Origin of the sequence: uncultured Flavonifractor sp. (assembly GCF_944383115.1) — a bacterium.
Lineage (GTDB): Bacteria > Bacillota > Clostridia > Oscillospirales > Oscillospiraceae > Flavonifractor.
Genome location: NZ_CALWOJ010000029.1, coordinates 1 through 21986, shown reverse-complemented (window position 1 = coordinate 21986; position 21986 = coordinate 1). Strand labels below are relative to the sequence as shown.

Below are 21986 nucleotides of genomic sequence, written 5' to 3'. Positions count from 1 at the left end.
AGGGCGGAGTGGGATTCCCTGTACCAGCGGTGCAGTGATATTATGGACCACCCCGCCGATTTTATGGACGCCTGCCGGGGGCGGGTGATGGCCAGTTTGTTCTATGAGCCCTCCACCCGCACCAATTTCTCCTTCCAGACCGCTATGCTGCGGGTGGGAGGTACCGTGTTTGGCTTTGCTGATCCAAAGTCCACCTCCACTGCAAAGGGCGAGACCTTGAAGGACACCATTAAAATGGTGTCCGGCTACGCCGATGTGGTGGTCATGCGCAACCCCAAGGAGGGCGCCGCCAAGGCTGCTTCTCTTTACTCTGACGTGCCGGTGATCAACGCCGGCGACGGCGGCCACATGCATCCCACCCAGACCACCGCCGACCTGACCACCATCACCCGCCTGCGGGGCGGGGTGGACGGGCTGTCCGTGGGCCTGTGCGGCGATCTGAAGAACGGCCGTACCGTTCATTCCCTCATTAAGGCCCTGGCCAAGTTCAAGGGGCTCAAGTTCTTCCTCATCGCCCCCCGTGAGCTGGCGGTGCCCGAATATATGCGGGCCTTTATGCGGGAGAACGACATGTGGTTTACCGAGGTCACCGGTCTGGAGGCGGTCATCCCCCAGCTGGACGTACTCTATATGACCCGTATCCAGCGGGAGCGGTTTGTGGACCCCCTGGAGTATGAGCGGTGCAAAGGCGTGTACGTCCTCACCCGCCGGAAGCTGGACCGGGCCAAAAAGGACCTGCTGGTGATGCACCCCCTGCCCCGGGTGGACGAGATCGCCATCGATGTGGACGACGATCCCCGGGCGGTCTACTTCGAGCAGGCCCGCTACGGCATGTACGCCCGCATGGCCCTGCTCACCGACCTGGCCAATCAGGACCGGATGCGCCCCGGCGCGGTGGAGATCGGCACCAAGCCGGTATGTTCCAATCCCAACTGCATCACCCAGACCGAGCTTTATCTGCCCCCCCTGGTGAAGCAGAACGGCGGCGTGGATTGCTGCGCATACTGCGACAAGGAGCTGCGGTGATCGGTCGGGCTTGACATTTGCCGGAAAAGTGCATATACTATGTCCCAAAGGCTGAGATGGGAAGGAGTACCTGCGCAAAAGGTACAGAGAGGAGCCGGTCTGGTGCAAGGCTCTCCGGAGGCGCGGGGAAGGTCGTCCCGGAGTCCCGCTTGTGAAGGCAGTAAGAAGCGGCGGAATCCTCCCGTTACAGAGGCAATGAGTGTCCCGCAAGGGAAATTCAGGTGGTACCGCGGACTGAGTTCGGTTCGCCCTGAGCAACAGCTTGGGGCGAACCTTTTTTGCCCCGAAAAGGAGTGTAACAGATGAAGAAAGAACTTCCCAAGGTCTATGAACCCCAGGAGGTGGAGGGCCGCGTCTACGAGATGTGGGAGAAAAACGGCTGCTTTGAGGGCCACCGTGATCCCGACAAGAAGCCCTTCACCATTGTCATGCCGCCCCCCAACGTCACCGGCCAGCTCCACATGGGCCATGCCATGGACTCCACCCTCCAGGACATCCTGATCCGCTTCAAGCGGATGCAGGGCTACGCCGCCCTGTGGGTGCCCGGCACCGACCACGCCGGCATCGCCACCCAGATCAAGGTGGAGGAGGAGCTGCGCAAAAACGAGGGCCTGTCCCGTTATGACCTGGGCCGGGAGAAATTCCTGGAGCGGGTGTGGGACTGGAAGCACAAGTACGGCAACCGCATCGTGGAGCAGCAGAAGAAGCTGGGCGCCTCCTGCGACTGGTCCCGGGCCCGGTTCACCATGGACGAGGGCCTCAGCAAGGCCGTCCGCCATGTGTTTGTCTCCCTGTACAAGAAGGGCCTGATCTACAAGGGCAGCCGTATCATCAACTGGTGCCCCAACTGCGTCACCGCCCTCAGTGACGCCGAGGTGGAGTATCAGGACAAGCCGGGCAACTTCTGGCACATCCGCTACCCCATCCAGGGGGAGGAGGGCCGGTACGTCATCGTGGCCACCACCCGGCCCGAGACCATGCTGGGCGACACCGGCGTGGCGGTCAACCCCAACGACGAGCGGTACAAGGACATTGTGGGCAAACGTTGCATCCTGCCCCTGGTGGGCCGTGAGATGCCCATCGTGGCCGACGACTATGTGGACATGGAGTTCGGCACCGGCTGCGTGAAGATGACTCCCGCCCACGACCCCAACGACTTTGAGGTGGGCCTGCGGCAGAACCTGGAGACCATCCGTGTGCTGGACGACAACGGCAAGGTGGTGGAGGGCTACGGCCGCTACTCCGGCATGGACCGCTACGAGGCCCGGAAGGCCATTGTGGCCGACCTGGAGGAGCAGGGGTATCTGGTCAAGGTGGAGCCCCACCAGCACAACGTTGGTACCTGCTACCGCTGCCACAACGACGTGGAGCCTCTCATCTCCGCCCAGTGGTTTGTCAAGATGAAGCCCCTGGCCGAGGAGGCCCTGCGGGTGGTCAATGAGGGCGAGGTCAAGTTCGTCCCCGACCGCTTCTCCAAGATCTACACCAACTGGATGGAGAACGTCCACGACTGGTGTATCTCCCGCCAGCTGTGGTGGGGCCACCAGATCCCCGCCTGGACCTGCCAGGAGTGCGGCCACATCACCGTGTCCGAGGACGACCCCACCGAATGCGAACACTGCCACTCCCACAATATTAAGCAGGAGGAGGACGTGCTGGATACCTGGTTTTCCTCCGCCCTGTGGCCCTTCTCCACCCTGGGCTGGCCCCAGGAGACCGAGGACCTGAAGTACTTCTATCCCACCGACGTGCTGGTCACCGGCTACGACATCATCTTCTTCTGGGTGGCCCGCATGATCTTCTCCGGCTGCGAGCATACCGGCAAGCCCCCCTTCCACACCGTGTTCATCCACGGCCTGGTGCGGGACGACAAGGGCCGCAAGATGTCCAAGTCCCTGGGCAACGGCATCGATCCCCTGGAGATGGCCAACCAGTACGGCGCCGACGCCCTGCGCTTCAATCTGGTCACCGGCAACTCCCCCGGAAACGATATGCGCTTCTACACCGAGCGGTGCGAGGCCATGCGCAACTTCGCCAACAAGATCTGGAACGCCTCCCGCTTCCTGATGATGAACCTGACCATCGACCAGTGCCAGCTGCCCGACAAGCTGGAGCTGGAGGATAAGTGGATCCTGTCCAAGCTCAACAGCGTCATCCCCGAGATCACCGAGAATATGGAGCGTTACGAGCTGGGCGTGGCCGCCCAGAAGGTGTACGACTTCATCTGGGATTCCTACTGCGACTGGTATATCGAGCTGACCAAGACCCGCCTCCAGGGGGAGGACGAGGACTCCAAGATCCGGGCCCAGCAGGTGCTGTGCTATGTGCTGACCGAGATCCTCAAGCTGCTCCACCCCTTCATGCCCTTCATCACCGAGGAGATCTGGCAGGCGCTGCCCCATCAGGGCGACTACCTGATGCTCCAGCAGTGGCCGGAACACCACGCCAACCTGGACTTCCCCGAGGAGGAGAAGGCCATGGAGCTGATTATGGACGCCATCCGGGCCATCCGGGCCAGAAGGGCCGAGATGAACGTGCCCCCCTCCAAGAAGGCGCAGCTCACCGTCTCCACCCTGGAGCAGGCTGTGTTCCATCAGGGCATCCCCTTCCTGAAGCGTCTGGCCTACGCCAGCGACGTAACGGTGGTGGAGGCCACCCAGGAGGTGGACGCCCAGGGTATGGTGACCGTAGCCACCCACGCCGCCCGGCTGTATCTGCCCCTGGCCGAGCTGGTGGACCTGGACAAGGAGCGCGCCCGCATCCAGAAGGAGCTGGATAAGAACCGCAAGGAGCTGGACAAGCTGGAGGCCAAGCTGAATAACCCCGGCTTTGTGAACAAGGCCCCCGCCAACGTGGTGGAGGCCGAGCGGGAGCGGGCCGGCAAGCTGCGCGATCTTCTGGTAAAACTGGAAGAGTCTGCCGCTGCTCTGGGCTGATAAAACAGCAGAAAAACGGAGAAACGCCGCCATCGAACGCGGATGGCGGCGTTTCTGTGCCTATATTGTCATACTTTGTTACACAACTGTGGTTGTGCTTCCGGGCAGAATCGGATAAAATGTAGCATAATATCCTGCGGCCTGTTTGAATAGAGGCCGTGGAAAGGAGGTTGGAGTGTTGAAAAGGCTGATCCCACTGCTGGCAGTGCTGTTGCTGTTGGGCGGCTGTACCAGCTCTTGTCAGGACACCGAGGCGGTGTCTACCGCGCAGCCCAGCAGTTCCCTCGCTCCGGAGGTGGAGCAGAGCGCCAAGCCTACCCCTTCCGCAAAGCCTTCCCCCACCCCAACGGCCCGTCCCACAACCATGCCGGAACCTACGGCCACACCGGAGCCCTCCGCGGAGCCCACCCCCACCCCGCCTGTTTACGACGGGCCTGACGATGAAGAAGTGCTGGCTGCCTACCGTTCGGCAGTGGAGGCCTTCTGGTGGTTCCAGGTGGAGACGCTGCCCTTTGACCCGGCAGACAGCCGGGAGGTGAACGGCGTCACCTATTACCGGGTGGACTATCCCGGCATCGACAGCACCGCCAGCCTGCGGGGCTATCTGAAAAGCCTGTTTTCCGACGACCTGGTGGAAAAGCTGCTGCCCTACGACGGTACCCAGTATGTGGACATTGAGGGCGCGCTCTATGTGCAGGACGGCGGCCGGGGTACCGACGTGACCCGGGGCGCCGAAACCGCCCAGGTGCTGCGGGACGGAGATCCCAACCGCTGCACCGTCCGGGTGACGGTGGAGGTGCTGGACCCGGAGCAGGACGGCGCGGTGGTGGATACCCTCACTTTTGACTTCCCCTACGAAAAGGTGGGGGAGAAATGGATCTTTACCGATTTTTCCCTGGTCCGGTGAGTCCTTCGACAAAATATATGCCCCATCTGTGATAGGATCGCAGTATACCAAAATTTGGTATACTGCGATTTTTTTTTACAGGAGGGACGAGCCATGTCAGTGACCTGCAAAGGGGAGGACCGGGCGCTGTACGCGGCCATTGACGGCGAGGTGGATCACCACCGGGCCAAACAGATTTTGAGCGAACTGGTACGGCAGATCGACCTGAACCTGCCCCGCCAGCTGACGGTGGATCTGGGGGGCGTCAGCTTTATGGACAGCTCAGGCATCGCCGTTTTGCTGCGGGCCAGCCGCCGGATGGCGGAGCTGGAGGGGACCATGAAGGTGGTCAACGTGCCGGTGCAGGCGGGAAAGGTACTGCGGGCGGCCGGCCTGGACCGGCTGATCAAATTTGAATGACGGAGGAACTACATAATGAAACCGATGAACGAGGCCACGGTGGTCTTTCTCAGCCGGTCGGCCAACGAGGGCTTTGCCCGCACCACGGCGGCCTGCTTTGCCGCCCAGCTGGATCCCACCCTGGAGGAGGTCAACGACATCAAAACGGCGGTGAGCGAGGCGGTGACCAACTGCATCGTCCACGCCTATCCGGAAAACCTGGGGCTGGTTCAGATGCGGCTGCGGCTGTTTGAGGACCACACCCTGGAGATCCAGATCAAGGATAAGGGGGTGGGCATACCCGATGTGGAGCAGGCCCGCCGTCCCATGTACACCACCGGCGGAGAGGAGCGCAGCGGTATGGGCTTTACCATTATGGAGAGTTTTATGGACCTGGTGAAGGTACGCTCCGCGCCGGGAAAGGGGACCGCGGTCACCATGCGCCGCAAGATCTCCCGCCGGATGGGAGGGGCCTGATGAGCGTGGCGGATACCCCCGCCCTGCTGGAGGAGGCCCGGAAGGGCGACAATGAGGCCTGCACCCGCCTGATTGAGGAAAACGGCGGGCTGATCTGGTCCATCGTGCGCCGCTATTATGGCCGGGGGGTGGAGCCGGAGGATCTGTATCAGCTGGGCTGCCTGGGCTTTGTGAAGGCGGTGCGGGGCTTTGACCCCGCCTTCGGCTGCCAGTTTTCCACCTATGCCGTACCCAAGATCGCCGGGGAGATCCGCCGCTACCTGCGGGACGACGGAACCATCAAGGTCAGCCGAGGTCTGAAGGAGCGGGGCATGGCCATCCGGGCGGCCCGGGAACGGCTGGCGGCCTCCCTGGGCCGGGAACCCACCCTGTCCCAGCTGTCTGAGGCCACCGGGCTGGAGCCGGAGGAGATCGCCGCCGCCGAGGAGGCGGGGCTGCCGGTGGCCTCCCTCCAGATGGAGACGGGGGACGGGCTCACCCTGGAGAGTGTGCTGGGTACCGACGGTATGGAGGAGGGCATCGTGGAGCGGGAGTCCCTGCGGGGAGCCATCGATGCCCTGCCCGACCGGGAGCGGCAGGTGATCCTGCTGCGCTATTACCGGGGCATGACCCAGGAACGGGCGGCCCGGGTGCTGGGGGTGAGCCAGGTCCAGGTGTCCCGCATTGAGCGCCGGGCGGTGGAGCGATTGCGGCACAAATTGGAGGAGTAACGGCGGGCGGCCCTTGTGGCCGCCCGTTTTATGGTTCCCGGCCCCAAAATTCCTCCAGCCGCCCCAGCTCCATGCCCAGCTGGAGCCCCAGGCAGAAGGCGGCGTCCTGCCGCAGATCCCACATCCCGTCCCGGCGATCCAGCAACTCCAGCACCTCGTCCCGTATTTGCGCCGTATGGGTAAGGCAGAATTGTTTCCAGGCGGCTTCACTGTCCTCCCTGGCCTTCTCATAGTGGGCCAGGGGGGACAGTTTTTTCTGGAGCAGCAGGGTTTTGGCCTGTTCCAACAGTACAAAGGGTGGTTCCATAACTGCACCTCCATAATATAGCTTATAGCTATATTATGACATGGGAGGAAGAAAGTCAATAGCTAAAAGCTATAGATGAAAAGGGTATTGCTATCAGCTATAATAGGGGAAAAGGAGTGATGCGGATGGACTATCGGACGCTGATTCGAGAAAAGAGGCAGGAAAAGGGGTTGAGCCAGGGCAAACTGGCCCAGCTGGTCCAGGTGTCGCAGCCTTTCATCGCGGAGATTGAGAGCGGACGGAAAAAGCCATCTGTAGATGTGCTGATGCGGATCTGTGCGGTATTGGACATTTCTTTATTTGGTCAAGAAGAAACTTAACGGTGTTTTTTTCGTCAAAAAGGCGTATAATGGCACACAGCAGACAAAAGATATAAGGAAGTTGGAATGATATGGAAGAGGTTCTCTACATTGTCGTCCCCTGCTACAACGAGGAAGAGGTGCTGCCCGAGACCGCCCGCCGGTTGAAGGAAAAGCTGGAGGCCATGATGGCCGCGGGAACCATTTCCCGGGAGAGCCGGGTACTCTTTGTCAACGACGGTTCCAAGGATCGGACCTGGCAGATCATTAAAGAGCTGCATGAGAGCTGCCCCATTTTCTCCGGGGCGGACCTGAGCCGTAACCGGGGCCACCAGAACGCCCTGCTGGCAGGGCTGATGACCGCCAAGGAGCGGTGCGACATGGCCATTTCGATGGACGCCGACCTCCAGGATGACATCAACGCGGTGGACGCTATGGTGGAGCAGTATTATGCAGGCTGTGACATTGTGTACGGTGTGCGCTCCTCCCGGAAGAAGGACACCTTTTTCAAGCGTTTCACCGCTGAGGGCTTTTATCGGCTGATGAACTCCATGGGAGCGGAGACGGTGTTCAACCACGCCGACTATCGCCTCATGTCCCGCCGGGCTCTGGAAGGCCTGGCGCAGTTCAAGGAGGTCAACCTGTTCCTCCGGGGCATTGTACCCATGATCGGCTACCGCACCGGCACCGTGGAGTATGAGCGGGGGGAGCGGTTTGCCGGAGAGAGCAAGTATCCCCTGAAAAAGATGCTCTCCTTCGCCATGGAGGGCATTACCTCCCTGTCGGTCAAGCCCATCCGCATGATTACCGGCCTGGGCTTCCTGGTGTTCCTGGTGAGCATCATTATGCTCATCTATTCCATCGTCCGCTGGGCCATGGGGGAGACCATTCTGGGCTGGGCAAGCATGATCTGCTCGGTGTGGGCCATCGGCGGCCTGATCCTGCTGTCCCTGGGTGTCATCGGTGAATACATTGGCAAAATTTATTTGGAGACCAAGGAGCGGCCCCGGTTCCTGATCCGCGAGGTTTTGGAGGACGAGCATGGCAAAGCTGATTGATAACTCCATCCCCAAGTTCCTGCTGGTGGGGGTGGGCAACACCCTGTTGTCCATGATCCTCATGTTCCTGCTGGAGGGGCTGGGCTACTGGCCCTCCACCGCCATCGCCTATGTGGCCGGCGCGGTGATGAGCTTTTTCCTCAACCGCCACTTTACCTTCCACAGCGAGGAGACCTTCCTGCGCTCGGCGGTGAAGTTCGCCGTCAACGTGGCGGTGTGCTATGTGATCGCCTACGCCCTGGCCCAGCCCATCGCCGGTTGGGTACTGGGCAATACCGGCATGGACCCCATCTGGCAGGAGCGGCTCACCAAGCTGGGCGGCATGGCCCTGTATACCATCCTCAATTATTTCGGTCAGCGGTTTTTTGCCTTCCAGAAAAAGAAGGATTAAATTTATGTGAAATCCCCCCGCGTTCTCTTGCGTACGCCGGGAATTGGGGGTAGAATAGGGCCAGCATGTGAGACACCATACCGCAAGGAGGTAAGAAGTATGGCCTTTTTTGACGATTTGAAGGATAAAGCCACCGACCTGGGCCGGGCGGGTATGGCCAAGTCCAAGCAGCTGATGGAGATCACCAAGCTCTCCCTCAACAATTCCGGGGAGGAGGACGCCATCCGGAAAGCCTATCTGGAGATCGGCAAACTCTACTATGCCGAGCGGGGCGGGGCACCGGAGCCCGCCTATGCCGCCCTCTGCCAGCGCATTACCACCGCCAAGATCAACATTGAGGAAAACAAAGCCCGTATCGCCCAGATCAAGAAGGACGGCACCCTGTCCGACGAGGATATCTCTCAGGCCGCCGCGCAGACGGAAGTCACTGACTATACCGTGGAATAAGACAACCAAAGCCCTCCGCCGGCTCGGCGGAGGGCTTTTTGCGTCCCTGTAACTGGATTGTAACTGGACAAACATCCACTTCAAATGTAGTATAATGATATCCACTACAAATGAAGTTGGTGATAGCGATGAAACGACTGCCCGATACCGAGCTGGAAGTGATGAAGGCCCTGTGGGCCTCCGGGCCGGATACTCCGCGCGCTGCCCTGGAGACCGCCCTGGAGGGCTTTTGCTGGGCCTCCAATACGGTGAATACCTATCTGACCCGCCTGGTGGAGAAGGGCTTTGCGGCGGTTCGCCGGGAGGGGAAGAGCAACCTGTACACCCCGCTGGTGAGCCGGGAGGACTACCTGGCCTTTGACAGTCAGGCGGTACTCTCCAAACTGTACGGCAGTTCCCCCCGCAATTTCCTGGCGGCTCTGGCCAAGAACGGCCTGGAGGAGCGGGACCTGGACGAGCTGCGGGATCTGCTGGATGAACTGAGCGGGGAGAAGCAGGTATGACGGACTTTTTGACCTCCATCGCCGGGGTAAGCCTGGGCGGCGGGGCGGTGGCTTTGCTGCTGGTGGTGCTGGCCAAGCTGACCCGGGGACGGTACGGGGCCAGGTGGCGGTGCTGGGCCTGGCTGCTGCTGGCCCTCCGGCTGGCCGTCCCCCTGCCTCTGCTGCCCGCCGGGTCGGCCTCCGCCCCCATCCAGATCCAGGTGCCGCCGGACCGGGTGATCTACCAGCCGGTGAGGACGCCCCGGCCCAGCGCCGCCCAGCCCTCCCAGCCCGTTCAGACGGCGGCCCCATCTGCGGCGCCCTCGTCTGTCCCGGTCTCCACCCCCGCGCCTGAGGTTCTGCCCACAGAGCAGACCCAGCCCGCCCCCATCACGGTGGGCGGTATTCTGCTGGCCCTATGGGTAACCGGTGGCGCGGCGGTGCTGGGGTGGAATCTCATAGCCCATTTCCGGTTTAAAAGATACCTGGCCCGGTGGTGCCGCCCGGCGGAGGATGCGGACACCATCCGCCTGTTCAACGGCCTGTGCGACAGCCTCTCCCTCCACCGCAGGCCCATGTTGCGGCTGTGTCCCGGTCTGGCGGTACCTATGCTGGCGGGGCTGTTCAGGCCGCTGCTGCTGCTGCCGGAGGAGGCCGGAGGTGAGAGCCTGCGCTACGCCCTGCTCCATGAGCTGATCCACTACCGCCGCCGGGACATCTGGCTGAAAACCCTGGTGCTGTGGGTGAACGCCGTCCACTGGTTCAACCCCCTGGTGTGGCTGATGGTGCGCTCCGTGGAGCGGGACACCGAGCTGGCCTGCGACGAGGGGGCCCTGAAGTTCCTGCCCCAGGAGGAACACGCCGCTTACGGCAGAGCGATTTTGCAGGCCGTGGCTGCCCTGAGAAAGGAGAAAGCATGACATTGCCCAAGACCCGGCTGTCTACAGCCATGAGCGGCTCGGCCAAAGAGACCGAGGGACGACTCCGCAATCTCTTTGTCAAGCACCGGCGGCCCGCCCTGGGCCTGGTGGCGGTGGTGGCCCTGGCCATCGGCCTGTGCGGCTCCCTGGTGGCCTGCCGCTCCGCCGCTCCGGCGGCGGAGGAGCCGGTCTTTGCCCTGACGGAGCCGGGGGAGGAAATAGTACCCTTTGCCGACCTGCTGGGCCTTTCCGGCACTGTGACTCATACCCTGACAGACGATGGCGTGCATAATTATGCCTATCAGATCCGGCTGGCGGACGGAACAGAGTTTCCGCTGACGGAGACCTGGATGCCCCTGTACCAGGTAGATCTGGACGGGGATGGGGCGGTGGACGCCCTGGTGGAGAATGAATTCTTCCTGCAGGTGTACCGCTATTGGCCTGACGGGTCCCTGCGGACCCAGCAGCTCCAGGCGGCGGCAGCCGCTCTGCTGGGCCTGGAGGGGGACTATTGGCGCATGGTGGAGCTGGCCTTCCAGCCGGAGGATGGGACGGTGGTCATCCACGTCTGGCCCTATGACGATGTGCCGGAGCGGGAGGAGCGGGTACCCCTGTCCCGGCTGCTGGAGGCGGCCAACTGGAGTGAGGTGGTGCTTACCCCGGAGGGACAGCCCCTGCCGGATGGGAGCAGCCTCAGTTATCTGGAGAACCTTACCCTGGACGGCCAGGGTGCGGGAGACGACCGTCTGGTGGCCAGAACCACCTGGCCGGACGGGGAGGACCAGGGCTCCACGGAGATGGAGGGGACCCTGGGTACCGGAGGGGTGCTGTCCTGGCGTTATCCAGCGGTCACCAGCCCAACGGTCACCCCGCTCCATATGACCTCCAGAGAGCGGCAGTCCCTGCTGGCCGCCCTGGCAAGTCCCGGGTCCAACTACGGCGCCTGCGCCTATGTGGTGCTGGAGGTGGAGGACAATAAGCTGGCCCAGCAGTTCCAACTGGACGCCGTAGCTAATGCCTATGTGGAGACCGGGGAGAACGGCCTGCAGGTTCTGCGTATCCCGGAGCTATATGACAAATGGCACAGCCACATCTGGGGAACAGCGGCCTGGGACGGCAGCCAGATTACCTATACCTCCGACGGCTACTTCACCGATACCTATGAGGTGGACGTGGGTGGGGACGAGACCCTGACCCTGGCCCTACGGTGTACTCCGCCCCAGGACGAGACACAGCGGGCGTATGACCGGATCACCATCCTGAATGACGGCCAGGTGGTCCAGACCATCACGCCGGAGGATGTGGCGGACGACGGGGTCCACACCTTCCAGGGCTTTTTGACCGACACCCCGGCAGGGGGGCCGGTGGCGACCCGGGATATCAACTTTGACGGGGTGGAGGAGTTCGGCCTGCTATGCGACGCCACCCAGAACGCCTGCCGCTGCTGGTTTGTGTGGGACAGTGAGGCGGGACAGTTCCGCCATCTGGCCACCCTGGCCGGGGAACTGACCCTGCTGCCTGAGGAGGGGCAGCTGGAGGAGCGGATGTGGAACCGGGACTGGAACGCCATGGTGACCCGCACCTACGGCTGGGACAGCCAGGGCAACCTGGTGCTGCAATCGGAAACATAACAGGAGGAACGCTATGAAATTGCCCAAAACCCGGCTGTCCACGGCCATGAGCGGCTCGGCCAGGGAGACCGAAGGACGGGTCCGCAATCTCTTTGTCAAGCACAGACGGCCCGCCCTGGCCCTGGTGATGGCGGTGGGCTTTGCCATCGGCCTGTGCGGCTCCCTGGTGGCCTGCCGTGCCCAGGTTGGCCAGGAGCAGCGGCTGGATGCCCTGTATGATGCCGCTGAGGTCAGTTTTGATGGGAAACCTCAGCGGGAGGAGCTGGCCTGTATCCAGGGCCAGGGGCGCACCCTGGTAGCCGGCCATTTTTACGACGACTATCCCCGCTGTGCCCTGGTCATCGGCGTAGAGGATGACCGGGGCCAGCTTACCGGGCCGGTGTTTTCCGCCACCTCCAGCGGCGGAAGGCCCCAGGTTTCCACCTTCCGAAAGGACGATGTGGACTATCTCCTCTACACCGTCAACGGCGGAGGGCAGGGTTACACCTATGGAGAGGGGGGCCTGCTGGCCTTTGACGGCACCGACTTTACCTGGGTCTGGCCCATGAAGGGAGATCTGCGGCAGGGGGACGCCCAGGTCTGGATGGAGTACCAGAACTACTGGGAGGACAAAATACCCCTGCCCTGTCCCGGCGGGGTAGAGATCTTTCAGGGTGCGGATGACTGGCGCCTGTATGGCCAGGGTCCCCAATGGTCCTTTCGGGAGCGGCTCCAGCTGACGGGGGGGTACCATGCCCCTGAGCGGGTTATGAATGAGCTGCGCAGGGTTGTGGAGAGCCGCACCAGAGACCAGGATAACCCCTGGCAGGCCAGCAATACCTCCGCCCAGTGGCAGATCGTCCAGGTGACGCCGGGGGAGGAGACCCTGTGCGGACAGCGGTATACCCTGCTGGCCTGCTCTGTTTTGACGGGGAAGGAGTGGCTGGGAATGGAGGTGCTGCTCTGCCCCACGTTCTGGAGTGGTGAGGAGCAGCTCTGGCCCAATCTCATCCGGGTGGTCACAGGGAGCGAGGAGGAGGTGCGGCAGGCCCTGTCGGAGGGAAACCGGCAGGTGGAGACCGAGCGGATTACCATGACCACTGCCACCGGGCGAAACCTGTCCCTGGAGCTGGAACTGGAGCCGCTGGACCAGCAGCCCTATTGTCTGGCAATCGAGCAGATCCGGGTCTATGAGGGTGACACACCGCTTCAGTTCATGGCGGTGGAGGACGATGTGTATACGCCGGACAGCTTCTACCGGGGCCTGTTTCTGATCCGGGACCCCAATATTGGGGAGCCGGATATCCGGGACCTGAATTTTGACGGTTCCCCCGATTTGGGCCTGCTGGCGGAGTCGAGCTTCCCCCACAATGTAAGCTATGTGTGGTTCTTGTGGGACGAGGAGACGAGCCGGTTTTCCTTTTCCACCTACCTGTTTTCCAATCCCACCCTGGACGCGGAGAACCGGCAGGTGGTGGAACACATCCGGGGGGATGTGGGCCGTCCGGAGGAGGCGGTATATATCTGGAACGAAAATGGTACGCTGGAGCAGATCAGCTACCGGCAGCTGGATTGGTAACAGAAGGGGAGGAACAAGTATGAAGGTGCCGCATACCAGGCTGTCCACCCATATGAGCGGCTCGGCAAAGGCCACCGAGCAGCGCCTGCGTAATCTCTTTGCCCGGCACAAGCGGCCTGCCCTGCTTTTGGTGGCGGTGGTAGCCCTGGCCATCGGCCTGTGCGGAGGGCTGGTGGCCTGCCGAAGTACCACGCAGGCCGGAAGTTTCACGATGGATGCCCAGTATTATGACGTCTTGGGCAACTACATTGAGATCCCCAGGCTGACGGCGGAGGGGGAGGGCGCCCAGGCGGTCAACCAGGCCCTGGCCGTCCTCAAAAGTCAGTATCAGACCGTCATGGCCGCCCCCATAAATACGGCAGGGGGCCAGCGGTGCCTGTTTTATCCCGCGGTCACCGAGCGGTATGATAACCTGATCTTCTACCTGGACTCTGCCAGCTCCGGCAACGACGGTGATATCTACACCCTGGTCTACGACCGGCAGGAGGATCGGGTGGTCACCCTGACGGAGGCCCTGGAGTTGGCGGGAACCACGGAGGATGCCCTCTGCCGGGGAGCGGAGGAGTACCTGAATGGGGAACTGGCGGGTACGGAGGTGGCCCTGGTCGCCCGGGATGGGGCGGTGACCGGGTTCCGCATTCGGGATGACGGGGGCGTGGAGTTTTATCTCACCTGCATGACCGACGACGCCGACCCGGCGGTGGACGCTGTGGATGGCTGGCAGCATCTGCTGGTGTATGCGGACGATAGCTGGCGCCACTACAACTGCAAGGCCACCGCTCCGCTTACGGAGGAGCTGCTCATTCCGTTGGAGGAACTGACCGGCTTTGACACTCCCCTGTGGTATCAGTGGGGCCCATCCAGCGGGGTGCCGGAGGGCGGATTCCAGCTGGAGCAAATCCCGGAGCAGGTGGAGACCCAGGCCCAGACCTTTTTGGAGGGGGAAGGCTACCATGCACCCCCGGACAGCCTGCTGCTGCAGGTCTGCTTTGACGATCTCAGCGGCCTGGAACTGGCGTCGGAGTGGCAGGGCTATGATGCTATGGAGTGCTACCGGATGACCTACTCGGTGCCGGATACCTATAGGGCGGTGGATTTGCTGTTTTTCCGGCGGGGAGAGGACTATACCTATGTGGGGGAACTGATCGGGATGGACTACCAGACGGTGGAGCCCACCCGCCTGGCTTCTGTGGGGCCTTACAACTATGCGGTGATGTACCATCTGCTGGAGGAGGGTATCCTTACCGCCTTCCCCGAGGCGGACGCCATGCTGCGGGACGCCCCCATGCCGCTGGCGGCCCAGAGCGCCGCAGTGGCCTATTTTTACAGCAACAGGCCGGCGGATATGACTGTTTTCTTTGCCGACCAGGCGCCGCTCCAGCCGGAAGGACGCACCATGCGGATTGATGAAGCAACCTACCTGGGCCTGCGGCAGCTTTACGAGACCTACGGTGTAGTCTATCAGCTAAGGTGCAGCGGCTGGGAGGATGGAGGCTGGTATGCCTACCCGGAACCCCTGTGGCTGGTGTTCCAGCTGGGCCAGGGAGGAGACATGACTACCGTTCTGGGCGAAAGTGTGCCCAGGAAAACGGTGGAGCAGGCTGCGCTGGAGCAGGGATACCATCTGGTGGATGGGGAGATAGCCCTGTGGCGGGACGGATACCCCAACCCGGCGGGGCCGGGCAGTGAGGTGGGCTTTTTCCGGGAGGAGCCTGTGGTTACCGTCCTGGAGGGGGCCGAGCCTATCTACCAGGAGGGTGACTGGTGGCAGCAAATGGAGTGGGAGGACCTTTCGGCCCTGTGCTACTGCAATGCCGACGGCGGCTATGCGGCGTACCGTCTGGAGACCACACGGATCGATCTCTTTACCGACCGGGGCATCCGGGTGGGTTCCACCCGGGCAGAGGTGGAGGCTGCCTACGGGGAAAATCTCTCCCATACCGACTACTGGGGCCTGTATCCCGGGGAGGATTATCTGTGGTACTGCGCGGACCCGGAGGGCTGGGGGGCGGCCATCCTCTTCTTCTTCGATGGGGACGGGGTGAGCCGTATCGTACTCAACAATATGTTTAACTGACATAAAACAGAGGGGCCTGCCGCGGCTGCGGCAGGCCCCTTTCTCATCAGGCGGTAAGGGTGGCGGAACGGCGCTGGGAGAGCCACAGTCCCGCCAGAATGAGGGCAATGGCCCCCAGGGTAAAGAGGGTCACCGGCTCCCCCAGGATGAGGAAGGAGGCGGCTACGGTGATGACCGGCATCAGGTAGAGGTACACGTTGGTGGCTACCGGGCCGATGAGGGCGGAGGCTTTGTTCCAGGCCAGGAAGCACAGGGCGGAGGCCACCACGCCCAGGTACACCGTATTGCCCAGCATCACCGGCTGGGCGAACCGGGTCAGGTCAAAGGTGATGCCGGTACCCAGGCAGAAGGGGAGGGTAAATAGGACGCCCCAGAAAAAGACCTTCCGGGTGACCAGCAGGTCGTTGAGACCTTGCTGCTGGGCGGCTTCCAGACACAGACCGTAGACGCCCCAACTGACGGCGGAGCCCAGGGCCAGCAGACAGCCGATGGGATCAAAGTCGAAGGATTCCCCCTCCGCCAGGGAAATGAGGGCAATGCCAGCCATGGCAAGTACAAAGCCTATGAAGAAAGCGGCGCCCGGCCGGGTAGTCCGGCGGCACAGCCACAGCAGCAGCGCGGTAAACATGGGGGCGGAGGAGACAATGAGTCCCACGGTGGAGGCCATGGAAAACATGAGGGCGTAATTCTCCAGCAGAGAGTAGAAGGTGAGCCCTGACAGGGCGGCCCCCAGGAAAGGCAGCTCGGATCGGAAACTGCGGGGGAGCATGGGCCTGGGTGCGCACAGGAAGAGGATGGCCCAGGCCAGCACGAACCGGAAGATGAGGATCTCCACCGGATGGAAGGAAACCAGCAGCACCTTGGTGGAGATGTAGGTGGTGCCCCATACGGCCGAGACGGCCAGGGCCAGCAGATGGCCCAGGGCGGATGAACGGGTCAAATGACAGAACTCCTTTCGCCGCCCCATACAAAAACCGTCCCGCCTGCGTCAGCGGGCGGGACGGTGGTGGAGCGATGTATGATCTTTACCTGCCAAGCAAAATGATCACAGGATGCGGCGGGCAGCGATATACACGTTGGCGTAGTGGCCGGTCAGCAGCTGATCGATCTGCACCTGATACTTGTTGGTGGAAGCGTGGATGAACTGGCCGCCGCCGATGTAGATGCCGCAGTGGGAGGCGGGATAGGTGGTGTTGTAACGGAAGAACACCAGATCACCGGGCTGCAGCTCGCTCTTGGAGACGGGGGTGCCGTTTTTCAGCTGAGAGGAGGCGCCGCGGTTAAGTACATAACCGAAATGCCGGTACACATAGTTGGTAAAGCCGGAGCAGTCAAAGCAGCTGGGACCGTTGCCGCCGTAGACGTAAGGCACGCCCAGGAACTGCTTGGCATAGGCCACTACCTGCTGCCCCATGCTGCTGTTGGAAGCGACAGCCACAGCAGTGGCGCCGTCGCCCCGGGAGCCGGCGGAATCCTTGCAGGTCACCATGTACTCGCTGCTGACATAGCCGGTAGTGCCGCCGGAGGTGGTGATCTTATACCAGCCGTTGTTGATACCCACGATGGTGACCACCGCGTTATCGCTGAGGGAGGTCACCTTACTGTATGTAGTGCCAGGCCCGCTGCGCACATTCAGGGTGGAGCCGCCGGTCTGAACCAGACCGTAACCGATGGCTACGTCAGCTTGAGCAGTTACCGTCAGGTACTCGCCGGACATATAGCCCTCCACGGTGTTATAGTCCACCTTATACCAGCCATTGCCGGCATCCTCCAGAATGACAACGGTGTCGCCCCTGGAAGCAGTGCCCAGGATGGTGGAGGTGGTGTTGGCCTCGTTACGAAGGCGAAGGGCATCGGTGTTTACGGTACCCACGCCGCTGGCGGCAGAAGCGCCGATCATGCAGACGGCGGAGACGGCAACGGTCAGGAATGCGGTGCGCAGCAGCTTGGCAGGTGTTATCATTGGTAATATTCCTCCGTTCTGATCGTTTGGGTGGGTAGGAACTTACTTACCGGACAGAGCCCGGTCCAGCCAGACAGCAGCCACATCCATAGCGGCGTACAGACTATCCTTTTCGGTCTTCTTCACAACACGGTCCCGGCTCTTCAAGTCGGGATCGGTGAGCTGGAGCTGAACGGATACGCGAATGGCCAGATCCAGGTCCTGCTCCTTCTTCTGGTCCAGTACCTGGAGCATGATGATATATTTCTCGGCCATGCTGCCGTAATAGATCAAACTGTCTTTCCGGCGCAGCGGATGGCCCTTATAGGTCAGAGGGATAGATTGGGTCGCCATTTTGGCCTCCTTCAAGAGTTGTTACTGCTTTTTAAATACTGTAACCAAATTGTAACACATTGTTTCCAAGGCGTCAACTGCTTTTCCGGGGTTTTTTGTTTTTTTCGCCGAGAGAGGGGGAATCCACCGCCAAACGGAGGATCAGGAGACAGACGGTGGCAATCAATGCGGCCAGGATCATAAGACTCTCCAGCAGCATAGTGAACATCTGTCTGCCCAGAGTGATCACCAGCGTGTATTTCATTCGGAAGTAGGTCAGATAGGCGCTGAGAGAGGACAGCTGTACCAGCGCCGCAACCGGGAGGCCACTGGGACGGATACAGGCCCAGGCCAGCGTGAGTACGTCGGCCAGGAAGTAGTAGCGGTCGTGCATATAGGGCAGGAAAAAGGGCACGCCCAGTGTAAGGATGATGCCGAAGAGAAACAGGGCTCCGTCATCCAGCCGGTCCCGGAACATAAAGGCCAGTACCAGCAGGGCGGCCACCAGAGCAAAGGCAGCCAGAATGCCCAGCCGGGCGCCGAAAGCCTCGTCGATGCGGGTGCCGTAGGGCAGCATGGAAAAAAGCGAGGCGCAGTTATAATTCAGCGCGCCCACGCCGTCCTGGGTCTGGCCCACATAGACGCCAAGGATGTCGCCCAGGGGCTTGCCCAACAGCAGGGCGGGGATGCAGGTGGCGGCGTAGGCCAGCGGGAAGCAGAGCAGATCCCGGAATCGGGTGCGCCGGGCCATCCACAGCACCGCCCACAGGGGGAGGATGAATACCGTCTGCAATTTAAAGGAGAAAGCCACGCCCAGCAGGGCGGCGGAGGCTTTGGGACGGCCGCCCAGACCGTCTGCCAGAGCGTGGAGGACCAGCGCGCCATACAGCGCGTCGCACTGCCCCCACAGGGAGCCGTTGAGGACCACGGTGGGCAGCAGCAGCAGAGCGCAGAAGCACACCAGGGGACGGATGCTGTCTTTGCCGGTGAAGTGGCGTACCAGCCGCAGACCGCCCCAGGCCAACAGCACATCAAACAGGATGGAGAACAGCTTGATGAGGTACAGGTCGGGTACCGGCAGATAAGAGATGGCGGCCAGGAAATAGAGATAGGGGACGTTGTAGTTGCCGATGGACAGCTTGATGGCGGCGAAGCCGCCGTTGTCCCGGAAGGTGGCTACCCACTGGGACAGGAAGATCTCGTAGTCGTCCGCCGCATAGTCCAGCAGGGTGGCCCGGAGGAAGAAGGCCAGGCCGATGGGCAGCAGCAGGGTACACAGCCGGTTCAGGGAGCAGCCGGAACGGCGGAGCAGCCAGAGGGCCAGAGCGGCCAGGGCAGCCAGCAGCACAAAGACGGCGGCTTTTGCCCCCGGACCGCCCCGGGACAGTTCCGAGACCGGGAACAGGGTCAGGATCAGCAGCGCCAGACCTCCGGCGCCGGCGGACAGGGAGAGAGGGGAGCATTGTTTCATCATGTTACCTCACAGTGGGACGGATGGGACGAGGACAAGCATAGAAAAAGGGGGGCGCTGCATGGCTGCAACGCCCCCCAAAATCATTGGGATCAAAGATCCGCGCTGTCGGTCAGGATGGGCTCCTCCGTCATGGGAGCATCGTCGGTCACTTCGGCGGTCTCTTCCGCTGCCTCGCCGCTCTGGGCGGTGCCCTCGTCGTCCATCTGGTCGTACTTGCGGTACATGGACAGACCGGAACCGGCGGGGATCAGCTTGCCGATGATGACGTTCTCTTTCAGGCCCAGCAGGTGGTCCACCTTGCCCTTGATGGCCGCTTCGGTGAGGACCTTGGTGGTCTCCTGGAAGGAGGCGGCGGACAGGAAGGAGTCGGTGGCCAGGGAGGCCTTGGTGATACCCATCAGCAACCGGGTGGCGGTAGGCAGCCGCAGCTCCAGACCGTCGTTGGTCTCACCGGCGTCAATGCGGGCCTGGACGGCGGCCTTGGCATCCTCAAACTCGATGAGTTCGATGGTGGAACCGCTGAGCAGGTCGGAGTCGCCGGCGTCCTCCACACGGACCTTCCGCATCATCTGGCGGCAGATGACTTCGATGTGCTTGTCGTTGATATCCACGCCCTGCTGACGGTAGGGCTTCTGCACTTCCTGGATCAGGTAGTCGTATACGGCGTGGATGCCCCGGACCCGCAGCACGTCCTGGGGATAGAGGGCGCCCTCGGTCAGGGCATAGCCCTTCTCAATGACGTCGCCGTCCTTGACTCTGAGACCGGCGGAATAGGGCAGGGTGTAAGTGACGGTCTCGCCATCGTCGGCGGTGATGGTTACGTTGCACATGGAGTTGCGCTTGGCCTCCTCCAGGGTGACCTTGCCGCCCGCCTCGGCCAGCTGGGCCATCTTCTTGGGCTTGCGGGACTCGAACAGCTCCTCAACACGGGGAAGACCCTGGGTGATGTCGCCGCCGGCCACGCCGCCGGTGTGGAAGGTACGCATGGTCAGCTGGGTACCAGGCTCACCGATGGACTGAGCGGCGATGATACCAACGGCCTCGCCGGCACCCACAGGCTCGCCGATGGCCAGGTTGATGCCGTAGCACTTGGAACATACCCCGCTGCGGGCCCGGCAGGTCAGCACGGAGCGGATCTTGACCTGATGGATGCCGTGAGACTCCAGCAGCTTGGCATCGTCGGCGGTCATCATGGTGTGGTGGTCGATGAGGACCTCGCCGGTCTGGGGATCGCAGATGTCTTCCACCGGGTAGCGGCCCTTCAGACGCTCGCCGAAGGTCTCGATGACCTGGCCGTTCTCCACGATCTCGCTGACCATGATACCGTCGTCGGTGCCGCAGTCGTCCTCGCGGATGATCACTTCCTGGGACACGTCCACCAGACGGCGGGTCAGGTAACCGGAGTCGGCGGTACGCAGGGCGGTATCGGCCATGCCCTTTCGGGCGCCTCGGGAGGAGATGAAGTACTCCAGCACGGACAGGCCTTCACGGAAGTTGGACTTGATGGGGATCTCGATGGTGCGGCCGGAGGTGTCGGCCATCAGGCCGCGCATGCCGGCCAGCTGACGGATCTGGGCGGAGGAGCCGCGGGCGCCGGAGTCGGCCATCATCCAGATGGGGTTGTAGCGGTCCAGGCCGGCCATCAGGGCGTCGGTCACGTCCTTGGTGGTCTTTTCCCAGGCCTCAACCACCAGACGATACCGCTCGTCGTTGGTCAGGAAGCCGCGCTTGTACTGGCGCTCGATCTTGACGATCTCCTTCTCGGTGTTCTCAATGAGACCGTACTTCTTCTCGGGGATGGTCATGTCGTAGATGGACACGGTGAGGGAACCCCGGGTGGAGAACTTGTAACCCTTGGCCTTGATGGTGTCCAGCACGCCGGCGGACACGGTGAAGCCGTGTTTGACGATGCACTTGTCGATGATCTTGCCCAGCTGCTTCTTGCCGGTGACGAAGTTGATCTCGGGCTCAAACATCTGCTCGGGATCGGTACGGTCCACAAAGCCCAGATCCTGAGGGATGCCCTCATTGAAGATCAGACGGCCCACGGTGGTGCGCACCAGCTTATAGCGGGTTTCGCCATCCACTTCAGCGGAGCGGCGGACCAGGATGGGAACGTGCAGTTCCAGCTCACCCTCGTCGTAGGCCAGCCGGGCCTCGGTGTCGCTGCCAAAGACGTGGAACACCTCACGGGGCAGCTGGCCGTCTTCGGTCTCGGCACAGATGCCGGCGTAGGTGGGAATGTCGTCCAGCGCGCCGGGGTTCTTGACCCACACCAGGTCGCCGGGAGTCAGGGTGCCGGCCTCCAGGGCGGCCTTGACGGCGGCAACGTCGTCATAGGTCTCCTCAGCGGAATGCTCGGCATACTTCTCGTAGGTCAGGTAGTAGGAACCCAGCACCATGTCCTGGGTAGGCACGGTGACGGGGCCGCCGTCCTGGGGACGCAGCAGGTTGTTGGCGGAGAGCATCAGCACCCGGGCCTCAGTCTGGGCCTCGGCGGACAGAGGCACATGGACGGCCATCTGGTCGCCGTCGAAGTCGGCGTTGAAGGCGGTACACACCAGGGGGTGCAGCTTGATGGCCCGGCCCTCCACCAGCACCGGCTCGAAGGCCTGGATGCCCAGGCGGTGCAG

General features: G+C 62.1%; 21 protein-coding genes and 1 other annotated feature. Of the genes, 15 read left to right on the top strand and 6 right to left on the bottom strand.

The genetic code is table 11. The features are described from left to right. From pyrB to Q0K43_RS05040, 6 genes are all read left to right on the top strand, one after another. Positions 1–1026 (top strand): aspartate carbamoyltransferase (pyrB, locus tag Q0K43_RS05065; RefSeq protein WP_297289472.1); only part of this gene is annotated, 1026 nt, incomplete at its 5' end. A gap of 44 nt (positions 1027–1070) precedes the next feature. After that, positions 1071–1282 (top strand) — a binding site (T-box leader). 46 nt (positions 1283–1328) lie between these two features. Then, entirely contained in the window at positions 1329–3962 is a 2634-nt protein-coding gene (locus Q0K43_RS05060; protein ID WP_297289471.1) for a valine--tRNA ligase, read from the top strand. Positions 3963–4140: 178 nt separating this feature from the next. Beyond that, complete coding sequence (locus tag Q0K43_RS05055; protein WP_297289470.1) at positions 4141–4869, top strand: procyclic acidic repetitive family protein; 729 nt, start codon at positions 4141–4143, stop codon at positions 4867–4869. A gap of 93 nt (positions 4870–4962) precedes the next feature. Continuing rightward, positions 4963–5268: an STAS domain-containing protein gene (locus Q0K43_RS05050; RefSeq protein WP_297289469.1), complete on the top strand. Its 306-nt coding sequence runs from the start codon at positions 4963–4965 to the stop codon at positions 5266–5268. A 15-nt stretch (positions 5269–5283) separates the two neighbouring features. Next, on the top strand, positions 5284–5724 hold the full coding sequence (spoIIAB, locus tag Q0K43_RS05045) for an anti-sigma F factor (RefSeq protein ID WP_297289468.1): 441 nt from the start codon (positions 5284–5286) through the stop codon (positions 5722–5724). Further along, a complete protein-coding gene (locus Q0K43_RS05040) occupies positions 5724–6434 on the top strand; it encodes a sigma-70 family RNA polymerase sigma factor (RefSeq protein WP_297289467.1) in 711 nt (236 codons plus the stop codon). The genes spoIIAB and Q0K43_RS05040 overlap by 1 nt, the downstream gene beginning before the upstream one ends. Positions 6435–6462: 28 nt before the next feature. On the opposite strand, the gene Q0K43_RS05035 is transcribed toward Q0K43_RS05040, so the two are convergent. Then, on the bottom strand, positions 6463–6741 hold the full coding sequence (locus tag Q0K43_RS05035) for a hypothetical protein (RefSeq protein ID WP_297289466.1): 279 nt from the start codon (positions 6739–6741) through the stop codon (positions 6463–6465). Positions 6742–6866: 125 nt separating this feature from the next. On the opposite strand from Q0K43_RS05035, the gene Q0K43_RS05030 reads away from it, so the two are divergent. From Q0K43_RS05030 to Q0K43_RS04990, 9 genes are all read left to right on the top strand, one after another. Beyond that, complete coding sequence (locus Q0K43_RS05030; RefSeq protein ID WP_297289465.1) at positions 6867–7061, top strand: helix-turn-helix domain-containing protein; 195 nt, start codon at positions 6867–6869, stop codon at positions 7059–7061. A 71-nt stretch (positions 7062–7132) separates the two neighbouring features. Continuing rightward, on the top strand, positions 7133–8098 hold the full coding sequence (locus Q0K43_RS05025) for a glycosyltransferase family 2 protein (protein WP_297289464.1): 966 nt from the start codon (positions 7133–7135) through the stop codon (positions 8096–8098). Further along, on the top strand, positions 8082–8489 hold the full coding sequence (locus Q0K43_RS05020; protein WP_087388307.1) for a GtrA family protein: 408 nt from the start codon (positions 8082–8084) through the stop codon (positions 8487–8489). Before Q0K43_RS05025 ends, Q0K43_RS05020 begins: the two co-directional genes overlap by 17 nt. Positions 8490–8588: 99 nt before the next feature. Further along, complete coding sequence (locus tag Q0K43_RS05015) at positions 8589–8936, top strand: serine proteinase (RefSeq protein WP_087388305.1); 348 nt, start codon at positions 8589–8591, stop codon at positions 8934–8936. A gap of 128 nt (positions 8937–9064) precedes the next feature. Beyond that, a complete protein-coding gene (locus tag Q0K43_RS05010) occupies positions 9065–9439 on the top strand; it encodes a BlaI/MecI/CopY family transcriptional regulator (protein WP_297289463.1) in 375 nt (124 codons plus the stop codon). Beyond that, entirely contained in the window at positions 9436–10338 is a 903-nt protein-coding gene (locus Q0K43_RS05005) for a M56 family metallopeptidase (protein WP_297289462.1), read from the top strand. The genes Q0K43_RS05010 and Q0K43_RS05005 overlap by 4 nt, the downstream gene beginning before the upstream one ends. Further along, positions 10335–11969 (top strand): hypothetical protein, encoded by a 1635-nt coding sequence (locus Q0K43_RS05000; protein ID WP_297289461.1) that lies wholly within the window; start codon positions 10335–10337, stop codon positions 11967–11969. The genes Q0K43_RS05005 and Q0K43_RS05000 overlap by 4 nt, the downstream gene beginning before the upstream one ends. Positions 11970–11982: 13 nt before the next feature. Next, the gene (locus Q0K43_RS04995; RefSeq protein ID WP_297289460.1) at positions 11983–13527 is read left to right on the top strand and encodes an XAC2610-related protein; all 1545 of its coding nucleotides are present in this window, start codon (positions 11983–11985) and stop codon (positions 13525–13527) included. A 19-nt stretch (positions 13528–13546) separates the two neighbouring features. Beyond that, complete coding sequence (locus tag Q0K43_RS04990; RefSeq protein WP_297289459.1) at positions 13547–15604, top strand: hypothetical protein; 2058 nt, start codon at positions 13547–13549, stop codon at positions 15602–15604. Positions 15605–15650: 46 nt separating this feature from the next. Here Q0K43_RS04990 and Q0K43_RS04985 read toward each other — a convergent pair whose 3' ends face one another. The 5 genes from Q0K43_RS04985 to rpoC form a co-directional block, all read right to left on the bottom strand. After that, positions 15651–16544 (bottom strand): DMT family transporter, encoded by an 894-nt coding sequence (locus Q0K43_RS04985; RefSeq protein WP_297289458.1) that lies wholly within the window; start codon positions 16542–16544, stop codon positions 15651–15653. A 105-nt stretch (positions 16545–16649) separates the two neighbouring features. Beyond that, complete coding sequence (locus Q0K43_RS04980; RefSeq protein ID WP_297289457.1) at positions 16650–17567, bottom strand: SH3 domain-containing C40 family peptidase; 918 nt, start codon at positions 17565–17567, stop codon at positions 16650–16652. 42 nt (positions 17568–17609) lie between these two features. Beyond that, the gene (locus Q0K43_RS04975; protein WP_297289456.1) at positions 17610–17900 is read right to left on the bottom strand and encodes a hypothetical protein; all 291 of its coding nucleotides are present in this window, start codon (positions 17898–17900) and stop codon (positions 17610–17612) included. 73 nt (positions 17901–17973) lie between these two features. Further along, entirely contained in the window at positions 17974–19353 is a 1380-nt protein-coding gene (locus Q0K43_RS04970) for a conjugal transfer protein TraL (RefSeq protein WP_297289455.1), read from the bottom strand. Positions 19354–19442: 89 nt separating this feature from the next. Continuing rightward, on the bottom strand, positions 19443–21986 hold a 2544-nt coding region (gene rpoC / locus Q0K43_RS04965), incomplete at its 5' end, for a DNA-directed RNA polymerase subunit beta' (RefSeq protein WP_297289454.1).